Origin of the sequence: Pseudomonas sp. YL2 (genome assembly GCF_023063025.1) — a bacterium.
Taxonomy (GTDB): domain Bacteria; phylum Pseudomonadota; class Gammaproteobacteria; order Pseudomonadales; family Pseudomonadaceae; genus Aquipseudomonas; species Aquipseudomonas putida_A.
Genome location: NZ_JAJSLU010000026.1, coordinates 20815 through 46027, shown reverse-complemented (window position 1 = coordinate 46027; position 25213 = coordinate 20815). Strand labels below are relative to the sequence as shown.

29 protein-coding genes are annotated in these 25213 nt (G+C 60.5%); 11 read left to right on the top strand and 18 right to left on the bottom strand.

The window, feature by feature from the left end; all coding sequences use genetic code 11:
* Positions 1-14: 14 nt before the first annotated feature.
* From LVD08_RS26645 to LVD08_RS26600, 10 genes are all read right to left on the bottom strand, one after another.
* A complete protein-coding gene (locus LVD08_RS26645; protein ID WP_098967930.1) occupies positions 15-818 on the bottom strand; it encodes a transglutaminase family protein in 804 nt (267 codons plus the stop codon).
* Entirely contained in the window at positions 815-1765 is a 951-nt protein-coding gene (locus LVD08_RS26640) for an alpha-E domain-containing protein (protein ID WP_027613321.1), read from the bottom strand. The genes LVD08_RS26645 and LVD08_RS26640 overlap by 4 nt, the downstream gene beginning before the upstream one ends.
* A 12-nt stretch (positions 1766-1777) precedes the next feature.
* Positions 1778-3187: a circularly permuted type 2 ATP-grasp protein gene (locus LVD08_RS26635; RefSeq protein WP_027613322.1), complete on the bottom strand. Its 1410-nt coding sequence runs from the start codon at positions 3185-3187 to the stop codon at positions 1778-1780.
* Positions 3188-3661: 474 nt separating this feature from the next.
* Positions 3662-4009 (bottom strand): ribonuclease E inhibitor RraB, encoded by a 348-nt coding sequence (locus LVD08_RS26630; RefSeq protein ID WP_007960698.1) that lies wholly within the window; start codon positions 4007-4009, stop codon positions 3662-3664.
* A gap of 212 nt (positions 4010-4221) precedes the next feature.
* Complete coding sequence (locus LVD08_RS26625) at positions 4222-4455, bottom strand: hypothetical protein (protein WP_027613323.1); 234 nt, start codon at positions 4453-4455, stop codon at positions 4222-4224.
* A 289-nt stretch (positions 4456-4744) separates the two neighbouring features.
* Complete coding sequence (speE, locus tag LVD08_RS26620) at positions 4745-5620, bottom strand: polyamine aminopropyltransferase (protein ID WP_041068886.1); 876 nt, start codon at positions 5618-5620, stop codon at positions 4745-4747.
* A 238-nt stretch (positions 5621-5858) separates the two neighbouring features.
* A complete protein-coding gene (locus LVD08_RS26615; protein ID WP_007960694.1) occupies positions 5859-6050 on the bottom strand; it encodes a PLDc N-terminal domain-containing protein in 192 nt (63 codons plus the stop codon).
* Between the two features lie 71 nt (positions 6051-6121).
* A complete protein-coding gene (locus tag LVD08_RS26610) occupies positions 6122-6652 on the bottom strand; it encodes a hypothetical protein (protein WP_183782118.1) in 531 nt (176 codons plus the stop codon).
* A gap of 158 nt (positions 6653-6810) precedes the next feature.
* A complete protein-coding gene (locus tag LVD08_RS26605) occupies positions 6811-7329 on the bottom strand; it encodes an ankyrin repeat domain-containing protein (RefSeq protein ID WP_027613325.1) in 519 nt (172 codons plus the stop codon).
* A gap of 97 nt (positions 7330-7426) precedes the next feature.
* A complete protein-coding gene (locus LVD08_RS26600; protein ID WP_247269676.1) occupies positions 7427-9265 on the bottom strand; it encodes a long-chain-acyl-CoA synthetase in 1839 nt (612 codons plus the stop codon).
* Positions 9266-9642: 377 nt separating this feature from the next.
* On the opposite strand from LVD08_RS26600, the gene LVD08_RS28160 reads away from it, so the two are divergent.
* Positions 9643-9921: a DUF3509 domain-containing protein gene (locus LVD08_RS28160; RefSeq protein ID WP_027613327.1), complete on the top strand. Its 279-nt coding sequence runs from the start codon at positions 9643-9645 to the stop codon at positions 9919-9921.
* Positions 9922-10114: 193 nt separating this feature from the next.
* Here the strand turns inward: LVD08_RS28160 and mtnC are convergent, their stop codons facing one another.
* From mtnC to aroC, 5 genes are all read right to left on the bottom strand, one after another.
* Entirely contained in the window at positions 10115-10798 is a 684-nt protein-coding gene (gene mtnC, locus LVD08_RS26590; protein ID WP_247269674.1) for an acireductone synthase, read from the bottom strand.
* Between the two features lie 4 nt (positions 10799-10802).
* Positions 10803-11348: a 1,2-dihydroxy-3-keto-5-methylthiopentene dioxygenase gene (locus LVD08_RS26585; RefSeq protein ID WP_247269680.1), complete on the bottom strand. Its 546-nt coding sequence runs from the start codon at positions 11346-11348 to the stop codon at positions 10803-10805.
* Between the two features lie 92 nt (positions 11349-11440).
* Entirely contained in the window at positions 11441-12067 is a 627-nt protein-coding gene (locus tag LVD08_RS26580; RefSeq protein WP_247269673.1) for a methylthioribulose 1-phosphate dehydratase, read from the bottom strand.
* On the bottom strand, positions 12064-13209 hold the full coding sequence (locus LVD08_RS26575) for an MFS transporter (RefSeq protein ID WP_247269672.1): 1146 nt from the start codon (positions 13207-13209) through the stop codon (positions 12064-12066). Before LVD08_RS26575 ends, LVD08_RS26580 begins: the two co-directional genes overlap by 4 nt.
* 31 nt (positions 13210-13240) lie before the next feature.
* On the bottom strand, positions 13241-14332 hold the full coding sequence (gene aroC, locus LVD08_RS26570) for a chorismate synthase (RefSeq protein WP_027613332.1): 1092 nt from the start codon (positions 14330-14332) through the stop codon (positions 13241-13243).
* A gap of 130 nt (positions 14333-14462) precedes the next feature.
* Between aroC and LVD08_RS26565 the strand changes: the two genes are divergently transcribed.
* Both LVD08_RS26565 and LVD08_RS26560 read left to right on the top strand, forming a co-directional pair.
* Positions 14463-15416: an alpha/beta hydrolase gene (locus tag LVD08_RS26565; protein ID WP_247269671.1), complete on the top strand. Its 954-nt coding sequence runs from the start codon at positions 14463-14465 to the stop codon at positions 15414-15416.
* A 99-nt stretch (positions 15417-15515) separates the two neighbouring features.
* Positions 15516-16307: a hypothetical protein gene (locus tag LVD08_RS26560; protein WP_097087566.1), complete on the top strand. Its 792-nt coding sequence runs from the start codon at positions 15516-15518 to the stop codon at positions 16305-16307.
* Positions 16308-16406: 99 nt separating this feature from the next.
* Here the strand turns inward: LVD08_RS26560 and prmB are convergent, their stop codons facing one another.
* Positions 16407-17315, bottom strand: coding sequence for a 50S ribosomal protein L3 N(5)-glutamine methyltransferase (gene prmB / locus LVD08_RS26555; protein ID WP_247269670.1), 909 nt, complete (start codon positions 17313-17315; stop codon positions 16407-16409).
* 238 nt (positions 17316-17553) lie between these two features.
* Here prmB and LVD08_RS26550 point away from each other — a divergent pair, with 238 nt between their 5' ends.
* The 5 genes from LVD08_RS26550 to LVD08_RS26530 all read left to right on the top strand — a co-directional run bounded on the left by LVD08_RS26550 (position 17554) and on the right by LVD08_RS26530 (position 20325).
* Positions 17554-18144, top strand: a complete 591-nt coding sequence (locus LVD08_RS26550) for a cysteine hydrolase family protein (protein ID WP_003223193.1) — start codon at positions 17554-17556, stop codon at positions 18142-18144.
* 130 nt (positions 18145-18274) lie between these two features.
* Positions 18275-18595, top strand: a complete 321-nt coding sequence (locus tag LVD08_RS26545; RefSeq protein WP_003223191.1) for a hypothetical protein — start codon at positions 18275-18277, stop codon at positions 18593-18595.
* 74 nt (positions 18596-18669) lie between these two features.
* Positions 18670-19227 carry a Smr/MutS family protein gene (locus LVD08_RS26540; RefSeq protein WP_096797013.1) on the top strand — a complete coding sequence of 186 codons (558 nt, stop codon included), beginning with the start codon at positions 18670-18672 and terminating at the stop codon, positions 19225-19227.
* Positions 19228-19304: 77 nt separating this feature from the next.
* A complete protein-coding gene (gene folE / locus LVD08_RS26535; protein ID WP_003442011.1) occupies positions 19305-19850 on the top strand; it encodes a GTP cyclohydrolase I FolE in 546 nt (181 codons plus the stop codon).
* A 103-nt stretch (positions 19851-19953) separates the two neighbouring features.
* Positions 19954-20325 (top strand): glutathione S-transferase N-terminal domain-containing protein, encoded by a 372-nt coding sequence (locus LVD08_RS26530; RefSeq protein WP_247269669.1) that lies wholly within the window; start codon positions 19954-19956, stop codon positions 20323-20325.
* A gap of 162 nt (positions 20326-20487) precedes the next feature.
* Here the strand turns inward: LVD08_RS26530 and LVD08_RS26525 are convergent, their stop codons facing one another.
* The gene (locus LVD08_RS26525) at positions 20488-21654 is read right to left on the bottom strand and encodes an aminotransferase-like domain-containing protein (protein ID WP_247269668.1); all 1167 of its coding nucleotides are present in this window, start codon (positions 21652-21654) and stop codon (positions 20488-20490) included.
* Positions 21655-21736: 82 nt separating this feature from the next.
* Between LVD08_RS26525 and LVD08_RS26520 the strand changes: the two genes are divergently transcribed.
* The 3 genes from LVD08_RS26520 to LVD08_RS26510 all read left to right on the top strand — a co-directional run bounded on the left by LVD08_RS26520 (position 21737) and on the right by LVD08_RS26510 (position 24567).
* Positions 21737-22183, top strand: coding sequence for a MarR family winged helix-turn-helix transcriptional regulator (locus tag LVD08_RS26520; RefSeq protein WP_097087806.1), 447 nt, complete (start codon positions 21737-21739; stop codon positions 22181-22183).
* A 318-nt stretch (positions 22184-22501) separates the two neighbouring features.
* Complete coding sequence (locus LVD08_RS26515) at positions 22502-23851, top strand: NCS2 family permease (protein WP_247269667.1); 1350 nt, start codon at positions 22502-22504, stop codon at positions 23849-23851.
* An 89-nt stretch (positions 23852-23940) separates the two neighbouring features.
* Positions 23941-24567, top strand: a complete 627-nt coding sequence (locus LVD08_RS26510) for a LysE family translocator (RefSeq protein WP_247269666.1) — start codon at positions 23941-23943, stop codon at positions 24565-24567.
* 191 nt (positions 24568-24758) lie between these two features.
* Here the strand turns inward: LVD08_RS26510 and uraH are convergent, their stop codons facing one another.
* Positions 24759-25112, bottom strand: coding sequence for a hydroxyisourate hydrolase (gene uraH, locus LVD08_RS26505; RefSeq protein WP_003223171.1), 354 nt, complete (start codon positions 25110-25112; stop codon positions 24759-24761).
* Positions 25113-25213: the final 101 nt, after the last annotated feature.

Genomic DNA, 25213 nt, shown 5'->3' with positions numbered 1-25213 from the left:
TTGTGTGAAGCAAATTACTGTTGTTGCACGGAAATAACCGGCGTCGGCGACACGAACACCTTCGCATGCATCTGCTCACAACCACCGCCCCGACGCATGCCGCGCACCGGGCAGGCATCCAGATAATCCAGGCCCACCGCCAGTTTCAGATGCCGCTCCGGGCGGGCCAACTGGTTGGTCACGTCAAAGCTGTACCAAGCGTCATCCAGCCACGCTTCGGCCCAGGCATGACTGGCCAGATGTTCGGCGTCCTCGCTGTACAGATAACCCGACACATAACGCGACGGAATCCCCAGGCTGCGTGCACAAGCGAGAAACGCATGGGTGTGATCCTGACAAACCCCGGCGCGCCCGGCAAAGGCTTCGGCGGCGCTGGTGTCGACTTCAGTCGAACCCGGCGTATAGCTGATGTGCTGGTTCAAACCGTGCATCAGGTCGATCAGCGCGGTGCGATCGCGCCGCTGTTTGCAGGATTTGTCGGCAAACGCCCGTAGCCCTTCGTCGGCCTCGGTCAGCCGGGTGAAACGCAGGAACGGCAGCGCCGACTGGCTCTCATGCTCGGCCTCACGCAATTCGTCGATATCGACCTGGCCGCGGGCGCCGATGATGATCGCTTCGTGCGGCTCATCCATGGTCAGCACATGCAGGATATTGCCGAACGGATCGAGCTGGGCGCGCACCGGACGCGGCAGGTCGAGCTGCCAGCTCAACACGTGCTGACGCTCGCTGTCGTGCGGGGTCAGGCGCAGATACTGGATGCTCGCCCGCACCTGATCTTCATAGTGATAGGTGGTCTCGTGGCTAATGGAAAGTCTCATGCAGCCTCCAGGTATGAACTGTGAATCGCGTTGCCCAACTGGCGCACCAGCGGGATGAATTCGGTGAGCCAGGCGTGCAGGCCTTCGGCGAGGATTTCGTTGATGCCGGTGTAGCGCAGACGCGCGTCCATTTCGGCAGCAAGGCGTTGTGCCGGACGGCCATTGGCGCCGGGCAACTGGGCGAGGATCTGGTCGATTTCCTCGGTGCAGGCGCGCAACGAGCGCGGCACATCGGCGCGCAACAGCAGCAGCTCGGCGACATGCCGGGCGCCGGGGGCGTCGCGGTAGATCTCGGTGTAGGCCTCGAACGATGACAGCGCTCGCAACAGTGCACTCCACTGGTAATAGGCGTGCGCCGTACCGTCACTGACGGCCTCGGCCTGATCGCCGGCCATTTCATAGCGCGCATCGAGCAGGCGCAGCGTGTTGTCCGCACGCTCGATGAACGTCCCCAGACGAATGAAGCGGAACGCATCGTTGCGCATGATCGTGCCGTAGGACGCGCCCCGGAACAGGTGCGAGCGCTCCTTGATCCACTCGCAGAAACGGCTCATGCCGTAACGGCTGAGGCCCTGTTCGGCAATGCCGCGAATCTCCAGCCAGGTAGCGTTGATGTTCTCCCACATGTCCGCGGTGATGCGCCCGCGCACCGCATGCGCACTGGCCCGCGCCGCACCGAGGCAACTGTAGATGCTCGCCGGGTTGGCCGCGTCCAGGGCGAAGAAATGCAACAGGCGTTCGGCATGCAGTTCGCCGTGACGCTCCAGGTAATCGTCGAGGGTGCCGGTGATCAACAGCGGCATCGCCAGTTCGTGCAAACCGTCGCCGCGACCGTCCTGCGGCATCAGCGACAGCGAATAGCTGATATCGAGCATCCGCGCGAGGTTTTCCGCCCGCTCCAGGTAACGCGACATCCAGTACAGATCCGAGGCAGTTCTACTTAACATGGCAAGCTTCCTTCAATCCTCGACCACCCAGGTGTCCTTGGTTCCGCCGCCCTGGGAGGAGTTCACCACCAGGGAGCCTTCACGCAGGGCGACACGGGTCAAACCGCCGGGCACGACCCGGGTTTCGCGGCCAGACAATACAAACGGACGCAGGTCGATATGACGCGGCGCAATGCCGTTTTCGACAAAGGTCGGACAGGTCGACAGCGACAGCGTCGGCTGCGCAATGTACGCGTGGGGCTTGGCCTTGATCCGCTCACGGAACGCATCGATCTGCGCCGTGGTTGACGCCGGCCCCACCAGCATTCCGTAACCGCCGGAGCCCTGGGTCTCCTTGACCACCAGATCCGGAAGATTGGCCAGTACATGGGAAAGTTCCGAGGGGTTGCGGCACTGCCAGGTCGGCACGTTCTTCAGGATCGGTTCTTCATCGAGGTAGAAACGGATCATCTCGGTGACAAACGGGTACACCGATTTGTCATCCGCCACGCCGGTGCCAATAGCATTGGCCAGCACCACGTTGCCGGAACGATAGGACGACAGCAGCCCCGGCACACCGAGCATCGAGTCGGGGTTGAATGCCAGCGGATCGAGGAACGCGTCGTCGAGACGGCGGTAGATCACGTCCACCGCTTTCGGCCCGTCGGTGGTGCGCATGTACACCTTGTCGTCACGCACGAACAGGTCGGCGCCCTCCACCAGTTCAACGCCCATTTCTCGCGCCAGGAAAGCGTGTTCGAAGAACGCACTGTTGAAGCGCCCCGGCGTCAGCACCACCACACTCGGGTCGTCGATCGGGCTGGAGCTCTTCAGGGTGTCGAGCAACAGATTCGGGTAGTGGTCGATGGGCGCGATGCGCTGGGCGGCGAACAGCTCCGGGAACAGGCGCATCATCATTTTGCGGTCTTCGAGCATGTAGCTGACGCCGCTCGGCGTGCGCAGGTTATCTTCGAGCACGTAATAAGTACCGTCGCCATCGCGCACCAGATCGACGCCGGAGATGTGCGAATAGATGTCGCGGTGCAGATCCAGGCCCTGCATCGCCAACTGGTACTGCTCGTTGGCCAGCACCTGTTCGGCGGGGATGATCCCGGCCTTGATGATGCGCTGCTCGTGATAGAGGTCGGCGAGGAACATGTTCAACGCCTTGACCCGCTGGATGCAGCCACGCTCGACGATCCGCCACTCGCTGGCGGGAATGCTTCGCGGAATGGTGTCGAACGGAATCAGGCGCTCGGTACCCTGCTCGTCGCCATAGAGCGTGAACGTGATCCCGGCCCGGTGGAACAGCAGGTCAGCCTCGCGTCGCCGTTGTGCCAGCAACTCGTCAGGCGTGTCGGCCAGCCAGCGGGCGAACTCCCGGTAATGCGGGCGGACCTGGCCGCCGGCATCGTACATTTCATCAAAATAGGTGCGGATCATGCCGTACTCCTTGTCACCCGGACCTACAGGCCTTCGCAAGGCCCGTGCCATCGGCATAAACGCTTTGATTTCAATCGGTTGGAGAATCACGCCGCAAGCACCGCACCATTCCTGTGCGGCAATGGCCCCAACCGGATTGCCCCCGCTTCATTGCGACGCATTGCATCGCCTATCACCAGCATAGTCAGAGTTGATTTCACCGCTCGCACCGAGCTGCGGATAATCGGCGCATTCGCTGAAAACTTCCCCGGTGAAGGTTTCAGCTCCACTGATCCGGACTGCCCGCGCAGTCCCCGCAGGCCGTAACCCTGACCGGTTTCCTCTCCTTATCGGTCTTCCCTTTAGCCGCCCTCTCCGGTGGCTTTTTTTTGCCCGGGATTCTTGTTTCAGGGTTTTGCCACGGGCTATTCGGCGGCCAGAAACGACAACGGCCAACCCGAAGGTCAGCCGTTGCTCAATACCTGAAACCAGAGATCAGTTCAGACGATGGCGGTTACGCACCTCCTGCTTGACGCCCCAGCCCTCGATGATGCCGCCCAGCGGCTCGACCACGGCGGAGAAGCCCTGCTCGAAATCGCCAATGTCGTCATAGGTTGCGTACATCACTTTGCTCAGTTCCAGCGACCAGGCGCCATCGTCGCGCGCACTGACCTGGGCATTGATGGATTCACCACGAAATTTGCCTGCCGCCCTGCGCGCCCGCTCCTCGTCCGGGAAAATGGCGTAGAACTCGATGGGATGGAACCGGGAAAAGTCGAAACCGCCTTCTTTCATGCGGCGCAGAACATTGCTGCTGATGTCTTCTTGATAGGCTGTGCTCATGAATCGTCCCCCTCGGATAGATGGATAGACTTTCCGTATTCCCGCCCCGGGCCTTACAGGCCAAAGTACTTCGGCAACGTGGTTGCACGCGGGAAACAAGCATGTAGCTGACAAGACCAGACCTTAGCGATTGTTTCGCTGATCTCGCTTGCAGAGTAGCCCCAAGATAGAGCTGCTGCCAAGGCCTGGTGCTTCAAGTGACAGGAAGAATTTCAGATTGGCGTGATACTGCGGATTTCGATGCTGTTCTGGGTTTTCAGGCTTTTCACGCCAGCATCGGTGGTGCGCCCTTCAAGATCGTTCATATCCAGTTCGGCGGCTACCGGCAGGAGCCGTTCCTTGATCAGGCGTGCAGCCTCGTCGTCGCTGGGGCACTCCGCGCGCTCGAACACCTCATCGACAATTTCACCATGATCGTCCACGAAAGTGACTTTCCACTTTTGCATCGGTGCCTCCTCGATCAAACCCGCAAATGGGCTTACTACTATCTCGACTTTTGGCGAGATTGATCGTTCAAAAGGATTGCAGCGGACGAACATGAAAAAAAATTAACCGATGGGGAAACAGGCTTGTGTGGCGAGGGGATTCATCCCCGATGGGCGCGAAGCGTCCCTGAATTCAGCGAACGCATAGTGTCAGTTCCAACGCGTCTGCCGATTTTACGACTGCTGCGCAGCCGATCGGGGATAAATCCCCTCACCACAGGGGATCTATCACCGATCCGGGAATAGTGCGTCAGTCGTTGCTTGGCTTGTTGATCGCCTGCAGCACGTACTGCGGCAGCGCGAATGCGCCGATGTGGATTTCCGGGTTGTAATAGCGGGTGACGATGCCGCTGCCGATGAAGCGCTGTTGCAGGGTTTCACGGCTCAGCTTGCGGTAGGCCGGGTTGGTCGAGCCCCAGGCAAAGGTCATCGAACCGCCGATGTAGGTCGGCACGGCCGCCTGATAGAAGTGCCAGTCCGGGAACAGGCTGCGCAGGCGACCGGCGGTGGTTTTGACTTCGTCGATCTGCATGAACGGCGTGCCGTTCTGGGTCACGAGGATCCCGCCTTCGTTCAGGCAACGATGGCACGCCTGATAGAAGTTCTCCGAGAACAGCACTTCGCCCGGGCCGATCGGGTCGGTGGAGTCGGAGATGATCACGTCGAATTTTTCCGTGGTGGTGGCGACGAAACGCATGCCGTCGTCGATCACCAGGTTCAGCCGTGGATCGTCGTAGGCGCCCTTGGAGTGGTTCGGCAGGAATTCCTTGCACATGTCGACCACGGTGCCGTCGATCTCGACCATGGTGATGTGCTCGACGCTGGCGTGCTTGGTCACTTCGCGCAGCATGCCGCCGTCGCCGCCGCCGATGATCAGCACGCGTTTGGCGGTGCCGTGGGCGAGGATCGGCACGTGGGTGAGCATTTCGTGGTAGATGAATTCATCGGCTTCGGTGGTCTGGATCACGCCGTCCAGCGCCATCACCCGGCCCATGCGCGGGTTCTGGAAAATCACCAGGTGCTGGTGTTCGGTGCGCACTTCGTGCAGCAGTTTTTCCATGCGAAAACGCTGGCCGTAGCCTTCGTAGAGGGTTTCCAGGTACTCGCTGGTTTTGGTGACGGTCATGGTCAAGTGCTCCGATGAATGCGCGGGCGCCAATCGTGGGGGACGATTGCCCGGGAAAGGCGCGCATTCTACGTTGCCGAAGATGACAGGTCGAACCTCACTTCATCGGCATACCACATAACTTTGTGGGAGCTGGCTTGCCAGCGATGCAGTCAACGCGGTCTGTCAGTGAAACCGCTGCGATGCTATCGCTGGCAAGCCAGCTCCCACAAGTTATGGGGTGCTTTCAAAGTTGTGGTCAGACCCGCACATTGCCCCGTGGCCCGGCGATCGCCCAGATGATCAGGCCCAGTACTGGCAGGAGGATGATCAGCAGAACCCAGAGGATTTTCATCCCGGTCTCGGCGCCGCTTTTCAGTACGTTGATGATCGCCCAGATATCGAGGGCAAGAATGATCAGGCCAATCAGACCGTTGAACGTGGAACCCATGGTGTCGCTCCAGAATAGTGGCATGCACTTTTAGGATAGACGGTCGCGCGCAGGGTTCCCTTTTATTGCGTTCAGACGTGAACGGCGACTTTCAGCGCTTCCAGCGAAGGCCCGGCAGCGATGCCGACTTCGGCGCACAGCTCCAGCACCCGTGGCACGTCGTTGCCGTAGACCAGCACCACTTGCAACTCGTCGTCGAGCAACTGGCTGAAGTTCATCAGCGTGTAACCGCCGTTTTCCTTGTTCAGGCTGCTCATCTGCACCTGGATGCGATTGAGCGCAGTCAGCGCTTCGGTCTTGGCCAGTTGTTTGGGCTTGAGGTTGAAATCGACGCCCGGGCCGAACGAGGCGACGATCTGCGCGAACAGGTCAGCGTAGGTATCAGCCTGGAACAGCACGGTTTCCGGCAGGCTGCCGACCACCACCCACTCGCCCAGCGGGATCGGGAAGGTGTCGTCGTAGTTGATGTCTGGGTTGGCTGCCAGAAAGGCGTCGGCATCGGCGTAGGCCTGCGCCGCTTCGTCGGCCACGTTCAGGATCTCGTCCTCGCCCATGCAGCCAGAGCTGATTTTGCTGATGAGTTCGACGAGTGCGGCTTTCATGAGGGCGGATCCTGTGGAAGGTTGAATTTGAGGGCGCGGAGGATAGCGCACAAAGCAAAAGATCGCAGCCTGCGGCAGCTCCTACAGGTTCCGCGCCCATTTGGCGAACGAATGTGAGACCTGTAGGAGCTGCCGCAGGCTGCGATCTTTTGACCTGATCAGGCCAGCAGTTTTTCCAGCTGCGCCGTGGTATCGACCGCGCCCATGGTGCGGGCCGCGTCCAGCGCGGTGACGCCATTGGCATCCTTGGCTTGCGGGTCGGCGCCCTTGCTGATCAGGTAATCAACGATTTCAACACGGTTGAACATCGCCGCCATCATCAGCGCGGTACGGCCGTCGAAGGACGAACCTTCGATCTCGGCGCCCGCTTCCACCAGCGCCTTGACCACCGCCAGATCGCCCTTGAACGCGGCGCCGGCAATCGGGCTCTGGCCGTTGCCGTTGCGCATTTCCGGGTCGGCCTTGTGCTTGAGCAGCACCTGCACGGCGTCGACGTGGCCATAGTAACTGGCGAGCATCAGCAGGGTGTCGCCCTTGCTGTTTTTCAGGTTCACCGGCAAACCGGCGCTGATCAGCCGATCAAGCATCAGCGCATCACCTTCGCGCGCCTTGTTGAAAACCTGCTCGGTGAATTCGGCAGCTTCTTCAGGGGTCATCTGGCGGCTCTGGTCAGACATAGGGCAACTCCACTTTCGGTTATTCGCAAAGCCGACAGTTTCCCGAGCGCGACGATAGCTGTCACCCCCTTTTTCTCAAGTCAGGCCATAGCCAATCTCAATAGCGGTATTTGCCTTGATGAATATCGGCCAGAATTTCGTCCGTCACTTGCACGTAAGTCTGGGTGCCAGGCAGCCACGCGTAAATCGGATCATCACCTGTCTGGCCGGGGTCGAAGCCCTCGTTTTTCAATCGGGTCTTTTGGTATTTGAAAGTCCCGGTGGTTTCCATTTTCACCTTCACCCGCAGAAACAGCGGCACCGCATAGGCCGGCATGCGCTGACGGGCGAATGCGAGCAATTCGGCGAAATCCAGGGTCGCGAGGGATTCGGCGGGCGTGATTGCGGCCATGCCGGCGCGACCGTTGGTGTTGCGCACTTCGACGCCGTAGGCGACGGCCTCAGAGATATGCGGATGCTGCAGCAACAGGTTTTCCACTTCAGTGGTCGAGACGTTTTCGCCCTTCCAGCGATAGGTGTCGCCGAGTCGATCGACGAACTGCGCGTGGCCGAAGCCAATATTGCGCAGCAGGTCGCCGGAGTTGAAGAAGCGGTCGCCCTTGCTGAACACATCGTGCAACACCACCTTGGCGGTTTTCTGCGGATCGGTGTAACCGTCCAGCGGGGCTTTTTCGTCGATCCGTGCCAGCAGCAAGCCCTGTTCGCCCTTGCCGACCTTGCGCATGAAGCCGTCTGCGCTGCGCAACGGCTGCCCGCTGTCGTGGTCGTACGCCACCAGCTCCCAGGCCATCAGCGAGAAACCGATGGTGTTGTCGAAGTTGAGGATATTGCTGAAGCCGATATTGCCGTCGCTCGCCGCGTACAGCTCGCAGATGTGCTCGACGGCAAACCGGGTCTTGAACTCGGCCCAGGCGCCGGGACGCAAGCCGTTGCCGATCATCTTGCGCACCGCGTGACGGCTGTCATCGGCGCTGGGCGGTTGATCGACCAGATAACGGCACAATTCGCCGACATAGCCGAGGGTGGTCGCGTTGTAGCGACGCACGTCCGGCCAGAACTGACTGGCGCTGAACTTGCGACGGATCGCGAACCCGGAAGCGCCGTTGATCGCCGAGCCCCAGCACACACAAAGGCCGGTGGCGTGGTACAGCGGCAAGGTGCAATAGACGACATCGTCGGGGGTCATGTTCAGGGCGATCATGCCGAAGCTGGCCGAGCTGCGCATCCAGCGGCCGTGCTTGAACACCCCGGCCTTGGGCAGGCCGGTGGTGCCGGAGGTGTAGATGTAGAAGCACGGATCGTCGAAGAACACTTCGCCGCTGCTGGGCGGGTTTTCAGTGCAGGCGTCAGCACTGGCACTGATCAGATTGACGTAGCCCTCGGGCGCAATGCCTGGGTGGCTATAGGTGTCACGGTCGGCGATAAACCAGGTGCGCTGCGCCGGGATCGACACCTGCTCGCGGATCGCGGCAAACGCCGGCTGCAATTCCTCACCGAGGACAATCGCCACCGGCGCCACCAGATTTACGCTGTGAATCAGTGTGTCGCGGGTTTGCGAAGTATTGAGCAGCGCACTGACCGCGCCGAGTTTGGCCAGCGCCAGAATGGTCACCAGCAGCTCGGGACGATTTTCGATGAACACCGCGACCACGTCGCCCTTGCCGATGCCCTGCGCGCTCAGATAGTGGGCGATGCGGTTGGCCCACTGGTTGACCTGCGCATAGGTCAGCAAGACGTCGTCCTGCAAGATCGCCTGCCCCTCTGGATTGCGCAGCGTTGCTTGCTCGAAGGTCCAGCCGAGGCCACACGTTTGGGTCGGATCCGTGACATTGGCGACTTTCATGCCCTTGACCACCCGTGGAATGGTTTTGGCGATGGTCGGCAGTTTGCGGAGCATCATGCCCCAGGTAATCGTGTCGCTCGACGCGTGACGCATGGCAGCTCCCCGGTCGGCCTGGTCGGCCGTTTTTTATTGTTCGGGCTGTGGGCATGACCTGCGTGGTGGGCAAGGTCGAGATCGAAAATACGTCAGCGCTTCGCGGCCTGTACACGCGGTTTTTGCAATGTTTTGTATCCGCCCTGTCACGCCTGGCGGCAGTGATCGCGCCTTTGCCGTTTGGTTCCGTTCGCCTCATGAGAATCCCGCAAAATGCAGGATGCACGATGGCCATTCATGCAGTTTGCACGACGCTTGCAAATTTCACGATTTTTAACTTATTGATTTATAAGAATTTTTATTTTTTCGCGTGCTGGCACAATCGCTGCAATCTTCTCTGCATGCTTGCCATTCAAGTGCATACGGAGCTGAAAGACATGAGCCTGATCCAAGAAAAATTTACCTCGCTGTTCTCCAACTTCAACGTCACCACTGCGCCACGTCCCGATGGCGGGATCTTGCTGACGCTGCGCAGCAGTGAAGGCAAAGTATTCAAGCGCGCCCTGACGTATCAGCAAATGCACAACGCCGACCAACTGTCGTGGGCGATCAGCGCGATCCGTCGTGACCTGGCGGAAGAAGCCAGTGAGCTGCCGCAGATTGCGATGCTGCAAAGCCAGCAGCGCTTTGCCCTGCCGACGTATCACTCGCTGTAATTTGATTCGAGGTTTTAAACAGCCTTAAACAAAAACAGGCCGGGCAGTTTTCACTGTCCGGCCTGTTTTTTTGGCTGATGCAAAACTCCGTGTGGGAGCGGGCTTGCTCGCGAAAGCGGCGTGTCAGTCAAAAATATTTGGCTGACACACCGCTTTCGCGAGCAAGCCCGCTCCCACATTGGATTGAGGGTGGTTAGAAGGCTTCGGGTTCGATGCCGGTGAAGCTGTCGACGGTGATATGGCTTCCCAGCTCCCCACCCTCGCGCGCCAGGCCGCAGGTCTGCAGGCCTGCCGATTGAGCGGCATCCAGCTCCTCAACAATGTCGGACAGAAACAGAATGTCCTGCGGTTCGACACCAATCGCCTGTTGAATGTTGGTGTAAGACTGCGCCTCACGCTTGGGCCCCGACGTGGTATCGAAATACCCGCTGAACAGCGGTGTCAGATCTCCCGCCTCGGAGCAGCCGAAGATCAGCTTCTGCGCCTGGATCGAACCCGACGAATACACAAACAGTTGATAACCGGCCTGATGCCAGCGCTTGAGCGCTTCAACGGCATCCGGGTACACGTGGCCCTTCAACTGCCCGGCGTGATAACCCTGCGCCCAGACCATGCCTTGCAAGGCTTTGAGCGGCGTGGCTTTGCGATCTTCCTCGATCCAGCTCAAGAGAATTTCAACAACCCGTTCAACATCGGCCTGCGGTGCATTGCTGTCGCGGCGCACGGCGTCGAGTTGCTCAGCCACATCGGCACGTTCGGCGTTCTGCCGAACAAAATCCGGCAGGTGTTTGGCCGCATACGGGAACAGCACATCAAAAACGAAACTCACCGCGCTGGTGGTGCCTTCGATGTCAGTGAGAATGACTTTGATCGACATCGGCTCACTCCTCCAGACGCGGGAAGCGCCCGGCGATGTCTTCGCCGGTGAAGTTGGCGACCCAGCCTTCCGGGTTGTTGAACAGGCGAATCGCCACGAAGTGCGGGTTCTCGCCCATGTCGAACCAGTGTTTGGTACCGGCCGGCACCGAAATCAGATCGTTCTTTTCGCAGAGCACGGCGTAGACATAATCGTCGATGTGCAGGGTAAACAGGCCACGACCGGCAACGAAAAAGCGTACTTCGTCTTCGCCATGGCGGTGTTCTTCAAGGAACTTGGCGCGCAGTTCGGCTTTTTGCGGGTGGTCGCTGTTGAGGCTGATCACATCGACGGTGATGTAACCGCGCTCGGTCATCAGTTTGTCGATCTGCTCCTGATAGGCGCTGATCACCTCCTCCTGGCTGGCGCCGGGCTGGATCTTCGCGGCGGCTTGCCAGCGGTCGAAGCGCACGCCCTGCTCGGCGAGCGTCGAGGCGATGTCTTCGAAATGGGTCAGCACCTTGTTCGGAATCTCGGGGCTGGATACGTGATAGACAGACAGGCTGCTCATGGGCAATTCCTCGGTATCGGCCTTGCCGTCCGGTTCTTGCAGACCGGTCGGGCAGTGCAGTTCATCAGGCAAATGGGCGGCTTCTGGTGAAGTCAGCCTTGGCGGTTCATGACGCTGCGGGTTTTCAACTCGCATTCAAACAGAAATTCGAAGGCCTCGATCTGCCGCAGGGCATCGCTCATCTGCGCGCCCCAGGTGTAAAGGCCGTGGCCGCGAATCAGGTAACCGACACAATCGGGATGGGCGTCGAGCCAAGGCTGCACCTTGGCGGCGAGGCGCGCAATGTCCTGATCGTTGTCGAAGATCGGCACGCGCACCCGGGATTCGTGGGTGGAGATGCCGCTGAAGGCTTTTTGCAGTTCGTAGTCTTCGAACTCGATAAAGTCTTGCGGCGTCAGGCGCGACAGCACCGTGGCGTTCACCGAGTGGGTGTGCAGCACCGCACCGATTTCCGCGCGCCAGTGATACAGCTGGGTGTGCAGCAGGGTTTCGGCCGAGGGCTTTTTGCCCAGTTCCAGGCTGTTGCCGGACAAATCCGTGGCGAGCACGTCGTCCAGGCCCAACTGGCCCTTGTGCTTGCCGGACACGGTCAGCAGCGCTTCGCTCGGCGACAGACGCGTCGAGTAATTGCTGCTGGTGGCCGGCGACCAGCCGCGACCATAAAGAAAACGCCCGGCGTCGACGATCTGCTGGGCGAGCTGTTCACGCGTAAGGCTCATGGCCTGTCCTCTTGCATACGTGTGGCAATGATAACGGCAGCAGCGAGCGCCGCGAGACTGGCAATACTAAAGGTCAATGTCGCGCCGAGGGCATTCCAGCTGTAACCGGAATACAACGCGCCCAGCGCGCCACCGGTGCCGGCCAGCGCCGCGTACAACGCCTGACCCTGACCTTGCTGACGCGCACCGAAGCTACGTTGCACGAACGCGATGGCAGCCGCATGAAAGCTGCCGAAGGTCGCCGCGTGCAGCACCTGGGCCAACAACAGCACCCAGAGGAATTCGGCGAACGAACCTAGCAGCAACCAGCGCAGCGCCGCCAGCAGAAAACTCGCCATCAGCACCCGACGCAAGGAAAAGCGCATGAGAATCCGGCTCATCGCCATGAACATCAGCACCTCGGCGACCACGCCCACGGCCCAGAGCATGCCGATTGTGCCGCGTGTGTAACCGAGGCGTTCAAGGTGCAAGGTCAGAAAGGTGTAATACGGGCCGTGGCTCATCTGCATCAGCGCGACGCAAGCGTAAAACGCCAGTACACCGGGGCTGCGCAGCTGCTTGAGAAAGCCCTCCCCGCTCGGCCGATTACCTTGCGGTGGCTGCGCGTTCGGCACCCACAGGCTGCTGAGGACGATGCCGGCCATGATCAGCACCAGCGCCGCCGGGTAGATGTCGAGGCTCAGCCATTCGAACAAACGGCCCAGCGCGACCACGGTGATGATGAAACCGATCGAGCCCCACAGGCGAATCTGGCTGTAGCGCGAGGTTTGCCCCTGCAAGTGCGCGAGGGTGATGACTTCGAACTGCGGCAGCACCGCGTGCCAGAAGAACGCGTGCAACGCCATGACCATCGCCAGCCAGGCGTAGGTCTTGCTGACGAAAATCAGCGAGAACGTCAGCAGCGTACACACCGCACCGAAGCGCACGATGGCCAGGCGTTTGCCGGTGTAGTCGCCGAGCCAGCCCCAGATGTTCGGCGCCACACAGCGCATCAGCATCGGGATCGCCACCAGCTCGCCGATGCGCGCAGGGCTGAAGCCGAGATGATCGAAGTACAGCGCCAGAAACGGCGCTGTCGAGCCGAGCAAGGCGAAATAGAACAGATAGAAACTGGACAGCCGCCAGTACGGGAGCGCCGCCACGGTCAGACCGCGACGGCTTGGCGATCAACCATCAAAGCTGACCCAGCACCGGGGTGCTGACGCGCACGTCGGCGTTCTGCCCACGATGACGCAGCAGGTGATCCATCAGCACGATGGCCATCATCGCTTCGGCAATCGGCGTGGCGCGGATGCCGACGCACGGGTCGTGACGGCCCTTGGTGATCACGTCCACCGGGTTGCCGTGGATGTCGATCGAACGGCCCGGGGTGGTGATGCTCGACGTTGGCTTCAGTGCCAGATGCGCGACGATCGGCTGACCGGACGAGATGCCGCCGAGGATGCCGCCAGCATTGTTGCTGAGGAAACCTTGCGGGGTCAGTTCATCGCGATGCTCGGTGCCGCGCTGAGCGACGCAGGCGAAACCGGCGCCGATTTCCACGCCTTTCACGGCGTTGATGCTCATCAGCGCATGCGCCAGTTCAGCGTCGAGGCGGTCGAAAATCGGCTCGCCGAGGCCCGGCATCACGCCTTCGGCGACTACGGTGATCTTCGCCCCGACCGAGTCCTGATCGCGGCGCAACTGGTCCATGTAGGCTTCCAGTTCCGGGACCTTGTCCGGATCCGGGCTGAAGAACGCGTTCTGTTCCACCGAATCCCAGGTCTTGAACGGGATTTCGATCGGGCCGAGCTGGCTCATGTAGCCACGGATGACGATGCCCTGGCTGGCCAGATACTTTTTGGCAATCGCACCTGCCGCCACACGCATCGCGGTTTCCCGCGCCGAGCTGCGACCGCCACCACGGTAGTCGCGCTCGCCGTATTTGTGGTGGTAGGTGTAGTCGGCGTGCGCCGGGCGGAACAGATCCTTGATCGCCGAGTAGTCCTTGGACTTCTGGTCGGTGTTGCGGATCAGCAGGCCGATCGAGCAACCGGTGGTGCGGCCCTCGAACACGCCGGAAAGGATTTCGACTTCATCGGCTTCCTGACGCTGGGTGGTGTGGCGGCTGGTGCCTGGCTTGCGCCGATCGAGGTCGCGCTGCAGGTCTTCGAGGGAGATCTCCAGGCCCGGCGGGCAGCCGTCGACAATGGCGACCAACGCCGGACCATGGCTCTCGCCAGCGGTGGTGACAGTGAACAACTTGCCGTAGGTATTGCCGGACATGCAGGACGCTCCGTGAAATCAAACCCGAATTCGTGATGCGCGCCAGTATACGCAGGCTAACCGAGTAGTTCATCCTCGAACCTTAGTGGTGTTGGTGAGTCCAACCGGCACCTTGGCGAATGATGGCGTGATGATGCTGCGAGTTCTGATCTTGAGTCTTACCCTGTTTACCGGTTTTGCCCACGCGACTGTCCTGCAGCGCCCGATCTCTCTGGATACCGGGAGCGGTGAGCTTTTCGGCTCGCTGTTGCTGCCAAAATCCGACAATCCGGTGCCGGTTGTCCTGATCCTTGCCGGCTCCGGTCCTACAGATCGTGACGGCAATAATCCCGATGGCGGGCGCAATGACAGCCTCAAGCGGCTGGCCTGGGTGCTGGCCAAACACAACATCGCCAGCGTGCGCTATGACAAGCGCGGGGTGGCTGCGAGCCGGCCGGCCACACCTGACGAGCGCAATCTGTCGGTGGAAGGCTACGTCGACGACGCCGTGGCGTGGAGCCAGAAGCTGAAAAGCGACCCGCGTTTCGGCCCGTTGATTCTGCTCGGTCACAGCGAAGGTGCACTGATTGCCACCCTCGCCGCCCCGCGTGCCGACGCTGCTGCGCTGATTTCGCTGTCCGGCAGCGCCCGCCCGGTGGATCAGGTAATCCGCGAACAACTGGCCCGTAGCCTGCCGCCACCGTTGATGCTGCGCAGTAATGAACTGCTCGACAGCCTCAAGGCCGGTCACACCGATGCCGACGTGCCGGCGCCACTGCAACCGATTTTCCGGCCGAGCGTGCAGCCGTATCTGATTTCGCTGTTCCGCCAGGACCCGGCCAAGGCTTTTGCGCAACTGAAGATGCCGGCGCTGATCGTTCAGGGCAGCAACGACATGCAGGTCGGCGTCGGCGATGCGCAGGCGCTGAAAGCCGCCAAACCCGACGCCGAACTGGTGGTGATCGAAGGTATGAACCACGTCATGCGCATCGTCCCCGCCGATGTGAAGCGGCAATTGGCCTCGTACAAGGACCCCAATTTGCCACTGGCGGCGGAACTGGGCGGCAAACTCATCGAATTTATTGACGGCATTCGCAACCGTTAACCGTAGTTTGCCCTCCAGTCCTGCAAAAAACGGCCGATAAGCCTTTGTCGCCAGCGTATCGGCTGGCGACAAGCAGGGCTTGGACAGGATCTCGCCGTTATGACTGATACCCCGACTTCACCCGACACCACCGCTGAAAAAGACGCACCGCCAGCGGTCGAGCTGCCATGGGCGGACGTCAGCGTCGAGCACCACAAGATGCTCCGCCTGGCCCCACTGCAGACTGACCGTCACACCGGTGGCCGGCCGTTGCGCTTTGTCGAGTTCGGCTACGCCGAGCGCAACAACAAAGAACACAGCCTGATGCGCATGGCGATCAAACTGCCCGGTCAGCGCGTGCGCAAAGAGCAGAACCACCTCGACGTTTGGGTCGATCACACCAGCAAACGTGTGCACTTCGGCCCCGACAGCGGCTTGCAGATCGAACCGCTGAACCGCGGGATCGGTCGCTTCATGGCTGCGCAAGGCATCAACTGGGCGAAAAAACGCTGGCCCGCCTACACCGTCGACGGCATGGACTTGAACAACAAGGACGCGCTGAACGAAGACACCCGCCTGCGTCGCGATCACTTCTTGCGCGTGCATGGTTTTGACGTGGTTTACGCCGATGCCCAGCATTTGAAGGGCAGCGTCAAAGAGGTACAGGTCGGTGACCTGTTGGGCGACTGGAACAGCGAGAAGCTGCAGATCGTCGAGATTCTCGAAGCGGCGCAGATGCTGCAACAGGCCGAGCAGAACCTGGCCGAGCAGGAAGTGAAGCTGAAGAAGCAGGAAGAGAAGGTCAGCAAGTTCAAGCGTGAAGACGCTGGGTTGCGCTTCACCATTACCTGTCTGGTGGCGTTTGCGGTGTTTCAGGCGGGATTGTTGATCTGGATTGCAACGCACCGCTGATGGCTTGAGACCGCGGCGCGGCTATTCGCGAGCAGGCTCGTTCCCACCTTGGAATGCACTTCCCTGTGGGAGCGAGCCTGCTCGCGAAGCTTTTAGCCTTTAGACGCGGGAAGCGAACAACGCCTGATGAACGCGGCACTGCTCCGCCGTCAGCATGAACACACCATGCCCGCCGCGCTCGAATTCGAGCCAGGCAAAATCGACTTCCGGGTACAACGCTTCGACGTGTACCTGACTATTGCCCACTTCAACGATCAACAGCCCCTTCTCGGTCAGGTGATCCGCCGCTTCGGCGAGCATCCGCCGTACCAGGTTCAGACCGTCATCTCCGCAGGCCAGACCCAGCTCCGGTTCGTGCTGGTATTCGTCCGGCATGTCGGCGAAATCTTCGGCATCAACGTACGGCGGGTTCGACACGATCAGGTCGAAACGCTGCCCCGGCAGGCCATCGAAACCATCGCCCTGCACGGTGTACACGCGCTCATCGACGCCATGACGCTCGATGTTCTGGTTGGCCACTTCCAGCGCTTCGAACGACAGATCGGCCAGCACCACTTCGGCGTTCTGGAACTCGTAGGCACAGGCGATACCGATGCAGCCCGAGCCGGTGCACAGGTCGAGGATGCGTGCCGGCTCGTCGCCGATCCACGGTGCGAAGCGGTTTTCGATCAGCTCGCCAATCGGCGAACGCGGGATCAGCACGCGCTCATCGACGATGAACGACATGCCGCAGAACCACGCCTCGCCCAGCAGGTACGCAGTCGGGATGCGCTCTTCGATTCGGCGCTTGAGCAGGCGTTGCAGGTTGACCAGTTCGTCGTCTTCCAACGCACAGTCGAGGTAGCTGTCGGCGATCTCCCACGGCAGGTGCAACGCACCGAGCACCAACTGCCGGGCTTCATCCCATGCGTTGTCGGTGCCATGGCCGAAAAACAGATCCTCCCCATGGAAGCGGCTGACGGCCCAACGGATGTGGTCGCGCAGGGTACGAAGTCGGGAAGTGATCACGGGGCAGAACTCCAGAAAAAACGACTGGCGATTCTACCAGCCAAAACGCGTCACGACGACGCGGGAAACATTCGCGGCCGACAGTAGGACTTTTCTGTTTTTTGCATCAGCTATTGAACAGAACGTGTAACTTGACAAGGCTGCAGGCCAATAACGACGCTGCCTACGATGGTAGCGGTTCACAGAACCGCTCAGCCAGAGGACAATGCCGCAAAAGCCCCACCCCAAGGAGCCCCGAATGTCCGTTCCAAAAACGATGTTTCAACTCAGCGGCCGCGGTTACGCAGCGGCCACACTGAGCCATGCCACCGTGGTCATCATCGATGCCCAGAAAGAGTACCTCAGTGGCCCGCTGGCCCTGAGCGGCATGGACGCGGCCGTCGCGAACATCAAACAACTGGTCGCCGCGGCCCGTGCAGCCGGTCGGCCGATCGTGCACGTGCGTCATCTCGGCACCGTCGGTGGCCTGTTCGACCCGCAGGGCGAACGCGGCGAATTCATCCCCGGCCTTGAACCACAAGGTGACGAAACCATCATCGGCAAACTGCTGCCGAGCGCGTTCCACGGCACCGAACTGCTGGACCGTTTGCAGAATCTTGGCTCGCTGGACCTGATCGTCTGCGGCTTCATGAGCCACTCCAGCGTCAGCACCACCGTGCGCGCGGCGAAGAACCTGGGCTTCCGTTGCACCCTGGTCGAAGACGCCTGCGCCACCCGTGACCTGCCGTTCAAGGGCCGCGTGCTCAGCGCCGCCGTGGTGCAGGAAGCGGAAATGGCGATCATGGCCGACAACTTCGCCACCCTCGCCCTGACTCAAGATCTGATCTGACCTGATCTGATGAGCGGCTCAGCGCGCCGCTCATCCGCAAAAGCCTCGCATTTGCTTCAATTGCCTTAGCCTCAGGAACAACCCGGTCAACTCCCGGTCGAAGGGCCGATACCCATTGAGGAAGGTCGGAATGAAGTTATCCGATGGATTTGACGCACGCCGCTTGCGGCCCAAAGGCCAAAGCAACTGGCGTTTTCGATTCGGCGCAGCGATCGCCGCCATTCTGGCGACGTTCGGTGTGCTGCTGGCGATGGCCGGGGCCGCCAGCCTGCTGGGGCGCCCGCCGGCGCTCGGCGATTTGAATGCCACGCCGACGGGGTCGGCGATCATTCTCGCAGTCGGCTTGTTGTTCCTGTATTTCGGCGTGGCCCTGTGGCGTCGATGCCGGCGGCGCGCCCGGCAATCGCGGGAACTGAACATGTCCCCGCACCTGATGAAAAAACACGACTGACTCCACGGCCTGGCTTTTTGCCGGGCCGTTTTGTTTCGACTTGGGTAAACTGGCCGCCCTTCGCGGAGGCTGACATGCAAGACGACGATTTTTCCCTGTTCAAAAGTGCGATCCAAGGCGTCAAGCCGATCAAGCACGACCGCGCCGACACTGGCAAACCCAAGGCTGACCGCGCGCAGATCGCCAAACTGCGCCAGTCCGCCACCGTGCGCACCGACACCACCACCGTGGATGGCCTGTCCGATCAGTTCGTGATCGACGTCGGCCCCGAAGACGAGCTGATGTGGGCCCGCGACGGGGTGCAGGAAAGCCAGATGCGCAAGCTCAAGATCGGCCAGATCCCGTTCGAAGGCAGCCTCGACCTGCACGGCATGAACGTGGAAAAAGCCCGCGAGACCCTCTGGGCCTTTCTCGCCGAAGCGACCAAATTCGAAATCCGCTGCGTGCGCGTCACCCACGGCAAGGCCGTGCGCCTGGACGGCAAGCGGCCGATGATCAAAAGCCACGTCAACACCTGGCTGCGCCAGCATCCGCAAGTGCTCGGTTTCACCTCGTGCCAGGCGAAACACGGCGGTGCCGGCGCGGTGTACGTGATGCTCAAACGCACCATGATGGAAGGCCGCGACGAATAATCGCGTTACACCGAACTTGCAGGGTTGTGTCCGCCACCGTACCCTTGCCCTTTGCGAAAATCCCCACAGGTAGTTTCATGTCCCTGGAACAGAATTACACCGCGATTCTCGGCCAACTGGGCGAGGACGTGTCCCGCGAGGGCCTGCTCGACACGCCAAAGCGTGCCGCCAAAGCCATGCAGTACCTCTGCCGCGGTTATGAACAGACGCTCGAAGAGGTCACCAACGGTGCCCTGTTCAGCTCCGACAACAGCGAAATGGTGCTGGTCAAGGACATCGAGCTGTACTCGTTGTGCGAACACCACCTGCTGCCGTTCATCGGCAAGGCGCACGTTGCGTACATTCCGAGCGGCAAGGTGCTGGGCCTGTCGAAGGTCGCGCGGATCGTCGACATGTACGCCCGCCGCCTGCAGATCCAGGAGAACCTCAGCCGGCAGATCGCCGATGCGGTGATGCAAGTCACCGGAGCACTGGGCGTGGCCGTGGTGATCGAGGCCAAGCACATGTGCATGATGATGCGCGGTGTCGAGAAACAGAATTCGTCGATGATCACTTCGGTGATGCTCGGTGAGTTCCGCGAAAACGCGGCGACTCGCAGCGAGTTCCTCAGCCTGATCAAGTAATCGGCTGCAGAAAAAAACCGGCGTTGATCGCCGGTTTTTTTTCGCCCGTGAAAAATCGGGTAAGCTGCGCGCCCTTCTCTCTTTGCACCGTGAGGCTTTCAACGTGTTCGTAAAAGCGCTTCGTGTCGGCCTTGGCCAACTGATCATCTTCATCGACTTCATCACCCGTCCGGGCAAGAAACAGCGCCCGGCCGAGGTACAGGCGCAAGTCAACGCCGCCGCCAAAGGCCTGACCCTGTATCAGTTCCACGCCTGCCCGTTCTGCGTGAAAACCCGTCGTACGCTGCGTCGCCTGAATGTGCCGGTCGCACTGAAGGACGCGAAGAACAATGAACAGGATCGCCAGGCCCTGCTGGACCAGGGCGGCAAGATCAAGGTGCCGTGCCTGCGCATTGAAGAGAATGGGCAGACGACGTGGATGTATGAGTCCAAGGTGATCATTGATTATCTGGATAAGCGGTTTGCTGCGGTCTGATATTGATTGAGTGCTTTCACTGACGCCTTCGCGAGCAAGCCCGCTCCCACAGGTTTTGTGAACGCCACAGCCCACTGTGGGAGCGGACTTGCTCGCGAAGAGGCCCTCCCAGCCAAAGCAAATCCCCAAAAGTAAACCGGCCCTCGAGCCGGTTTGTTTTTTTCAGGCTGCTTTGTCTAGTTGCGCCTGCCTCACCACCGCCGCCAACCGCTTCAACCCTTCATCCAGTCGCGCCGGGTCGATGTGGCTGAAATTCAAACGCAGATGCCCAAGGTTTTTATCCGGTTCGGGAAAGAACGGCTCGCCCGGCATGAACGCCACGTCATTGGCCAGCGCCTCGTTGAGCAAGGTTCGCGTATCCAGCGGTTGCTTCAGCGTCAACCAGAAAAACAACCCGCCCTGCGGCATGTTCCAGTTCGCCAGATCGGCAAAGTGCGTTTCCAGCGCTGACTGGAAAGCATCCCGCCGCTGCCGGTAAAAGCCGCGCAACTCGCTCAGGTGCTGCTGATATTTTTCACTGCCGATCCATTGCAGCGCCTGCCACTGGCCGATGCGGTTGGTGTGCAGATCCGTCGACTGTTTTAGCTTGAGCAAATGCGGAAACAGGTCCGGGCTGGCGATCAGGTAGCCGACGCGCAGGCCCGGCAGCAGGGTTTTCGACACGGTGCCGGTGTAGATCCAGCTGGCTTTCTGCAAACGCCCGGCAATCGGTTTGGCGCTGCCGCCATCGAACGTCAGTTCGCGGTACGGCTCGTCTTCGATCAGGGTCACGCCGAATTCATCGAGCAATGCGGCGACGGCGGCGCGCTTGGCTTCGCTGTAGCGCACGGCGGACGGATTCTGGAACGTCGGGATCAGATAGATGAACGCCGGGCGATGTTGCTCAAGACGATTGCGCAGTTCGGCCAGATTCGGGCCGTCAGCCTCTTGCGGCACGGTCAGGCAATCGGCGCCGAACAGCTGGAAGATCTGCAGCGCGGCCAGGTAGGTTGGCGCCTCCAGCAGGATTTCGGTGCCTTTGTCGATGTACAACTTGGCTGCCAGATCCAGAGTCTGTTGGGAACCGCTGACCACCAGCACCTGACTCGCCGTGCACTCCAGACCCAACGCTCGCGCCTGCGCCGCCAAGGCTTCACGCAGCGCGGGCTCGCCTTCGCTCATGCCGTATTGGCCGAGGGACAGCGGCATGTCCGCCCATTCGACTTTCGGCAACATGGCTTCCGCCGGCAGGCCACCGGCAAACGACATCACCTCCGGGCGCTGGGCGGCGGCGAGGATTTCACGGATCAGAGAACTTTTAAGGCGCGAAACACGTTCGGAAAAAGCCATGGGAGTCACCGGTAGCGAGGCTTGGGAAAAATGAGTCAAACTGGTTGACTGAAACTACGACAGCTTGAGCGAGTACGTCAACATGCTTGACCTTAAAAACCCCGCCAGTCAGCAACAGGCGATGGAAGCGTTTTTCTTCGGCTATCAGGCGTTCACCGCCAAAGCGGATGAAATGCTCGAGCGGCGCGGCCTGTCCCGGGTGCATCAGCGGATTGTGTTCTTCATCGCGCGTTATCCGAATTTGAGCGTGAAGGAATTGCTGGGCTTGCTCGGCGTCAGCAAACAGGCGCTGAACATGCCGTTGCGCCAGCTGCAGGAAATGCATCTGGTGGAGAGCGTGGCGTCGGAGGCAGACAAGCGTAAGCGCCTGCTGGAGCTGACTACTGAAGGTGAGAAGTTTGAGCAGGCGTTGCGGCGTGAGCAGGTGAAATTGCTCGAGCGGGTGTTTGCTGAGGCTGGGGAGGCGGCGGTGAATGGGTGGTTGGCGGTGAATATGGCACTTGGGAACACTCAGTCACTTCTCGATTGACTGGACTGGCCTCTTCGGGAGCAAGCCCCCTCCCACAGGGCTCTGCTGATTACCCATGATTCGGGGCCACTGGAGTTCCACTGTGGGAGGGGGCTTGCTCCCGAAGGGGCCTGCACGGGCGATATATCCCTATCGCCTGACCTTTCGTAAACAAAACCAAAAACAATATTTGCTTTATTTGTACACAAAAGCATAATCCACTGCGTGCGAGTTCCTGACCGCATGGTCAACAAATTCGCGTATGCCTCAAAGGGCTGCTGCCACCCCTCATGGGTCCGGCCCTGGAAATAACAATAAAACTCTTGAGGAGTACTCGCTGTGGAAAGCCGCAAATCCGAAGCATCGACGCTGGAACTCTCGCCGCCCTTACGCACAGGCGTGCTGGAGCGCATCTTCAAACTCAGCTTGCATGGCACCACGGTGAAGACCGAGCTGATTGCCGGTCTGACAACCTTCATCACCATGGCTTACATCATCTTCGTCAACCCGAACATCATGGCCGATGCCGGGATCGATCACGGTGCAGCCTTCGTCGCCACCTGCATCGCCGCCGCGCTCGGCTGCCTGCTGATGGGCCTGTACGCCAACTGGCCGGTGGGCCTGGCACCGGGCATGGGCCTCAACGCCTTCTTCACTTACACCGTGGTCGGCACCATGGGCTACAACTGGGAAACCGCGCTTGGTGCGGTGTTCGTTTCCGGTGTGTTGTTCATGATTCTGACCTTCTCGCGGATTCGCGAATGGCTGCTCAACAGCATCCCGGTCAGCCTGCGCTTTGCGATGGGCGCTGGCGTCGGCCTGTTCCTCGGGCTGATTGGTCTGAAAACCGCTGGCATTGTCGTCGACAGCCCGGCCACGCTGATCAAACTTGGCTCCCTGCGCGAGCCCGGCCCGCTGCTCGCCGCGATCTGCTTCCTGATGATCGCGATCCTCAGCTACCACAAAGTCTTCGGCGCGATCCTCATCAGCATCATCACCGTGACCCTCGCCGGTTGGGGCCTGGGCATCGTGCACTACGAAGGGATCATGTCGACCCCGCCAAGCCTGGCGCCTACGTTCATGGCCATGAACATCGCCGGCGTGTTCAACGTCAGCATGATCAGCGTGGTGCTGGCTTTCCTCTTTGTGCACATGTTCGACACCGCGGGCACCCTGATGGGCGTGGCTCAGCGCGCCAATCTGGTCAACGCTGATGGGCGTATCGAAAACCTTTCCCGGGCGATGAAAGCCGACAGCGCCTCCAGCGTCTTCGGCGCGGTGGTCGGTGTCCCTCCGGTAACAAGCTATGTGGAAAGTGCCGCTGGCGTAGCCGCTGGTGGTCGGACTGGTCTTACCGCAGTCACCGTGGGTGTGCTATTTATAGCCGCGATGTTTTTCGCGCCACTGGCCGGGATGATTCCGGCTTACGCCACCGCCGGTGCGCTGATTTATGTCGCGATGCTGATGATGGGCGGCATGGCCCACATCGAATGGGATGAAGCCACTGACGCCATCCCGGCGATCGTCACCGCGATCATGATGCCGCTGACCTTCTCGGTCGCCGACGGCATCGCGCTGGGCTTCATCACCTACGTGGCGTTGAAGGCCGGCACCGGCAAGTACAAGGAAATTTCCGTCAGCCTGTGGGTGCTCTGCGCGATCTTCATCGCCAAGTTCATCTTCTTGTAAGCGTCACGCGGTTCAAGCGTCAAACCAGCCTCACCCTCGCGGGTGGGGCTTTTGCACATTCTTGAGTACAACAAAAAAGGAGCAAAGTGATGAGTCTGGAAACCTGGCTGCTGTTCAGCGGCGCTGCATTGGTGGTGATCCTGATTCCGGGGCCGCTGTCATTGCTGATGATCAGCAACAGTCTGAACTACGGCTTGCGCCGCTCTTACCCGGCATTTCTCGGCGGCGTGATCGCCTCGATCTGCCTGCTCTGTGCTTCGGCGCTGGGGCTGGGCGCCCTGCTGCTGGCCTCGGAACAACTGTTCAGCGCCCTGAAAATCGTCGGCGCGCTGTACCTGTTCTATCTCGCCTGGCAGAGCTGGCAGCAATCGCGTCAGCCAGCGGTCGGTGCCGAAGTGCCACAAGCCGCACCAGTGCCACGCTTTCGCACACTGTTCGGGCGTGCGTTTGTCTTGGGTGCGAGCAATCCGAAAGACATTCTGTTCTTCGCCGCGTTTCTGCCGCAGTTCCTCAGCGCACAACAGCCGTTCCTGCCGCAGTTGCTGATCATGATCGCGACTTGGGTGGTGCTCGACCTGTGCTGCAAACTGGCTTATGGGCTGGGTGCACATGGCGCGGCGCGCTATCTGCGCAGCGGCAAGGGACAGAGCTGGTTCAACCGGGTGAGTGCCGGACTGTTCAGTGGTGCCGGTGCTGCGTCGCTGTTGAGCCGCTGACAGCAAAAGCTTCGCGAGCAAGCCCGCTCCCACATTTGGAATGCATTCCCTTGTGGGAGCGGGCTTGCTCGCGAAGGCGTCAGACCAGACAGCACTTTCCTCCAAGCGAAAAAAAGCCCGCAGTGTGAGCGGGCGAAAGACCAAAGAAGCTATATGCGCAGTCGCTTCCCGGTAGGGGCAGCTGCTTGGGGTCAGCTGCCCCGGTAGGTGGAATAGCTGTAAGGCGAGATCAGCAGTGGCACATGGTAGTGATCCTGTTCGGCAGAGATGCCGAAACGCAGCACCACCACGTCGAGGAACGCCGGTTCCGGCAGTTGCACGCCACGGGCGCGGTAGTAATCGCCGGCGTGGAACTGCACCTGATAGACCCCGGTGCGGTAGTCATCGCCTTGCAGCAGCGGCGCATCGACCCGGCCATCACTGTTGGTAATCGCACTGGCGACCAATTCCAGATGCGAGCCTTCAACGCGGTACAGCTCGACCTTGATCGAGCTGCCCGGGCAACCGTGTGCAGCGTCCAAAACGTGTGTTGTCAAACGTCCCATTGATTCTGCGCGCCTGGCCGCAAAGAGCAGTCAGACTTCGCGCCTCCCGAAGTCAGGTAAAAAGGAGACCGCACCGATTCGGAGCACGAAAAGTTGCGGCG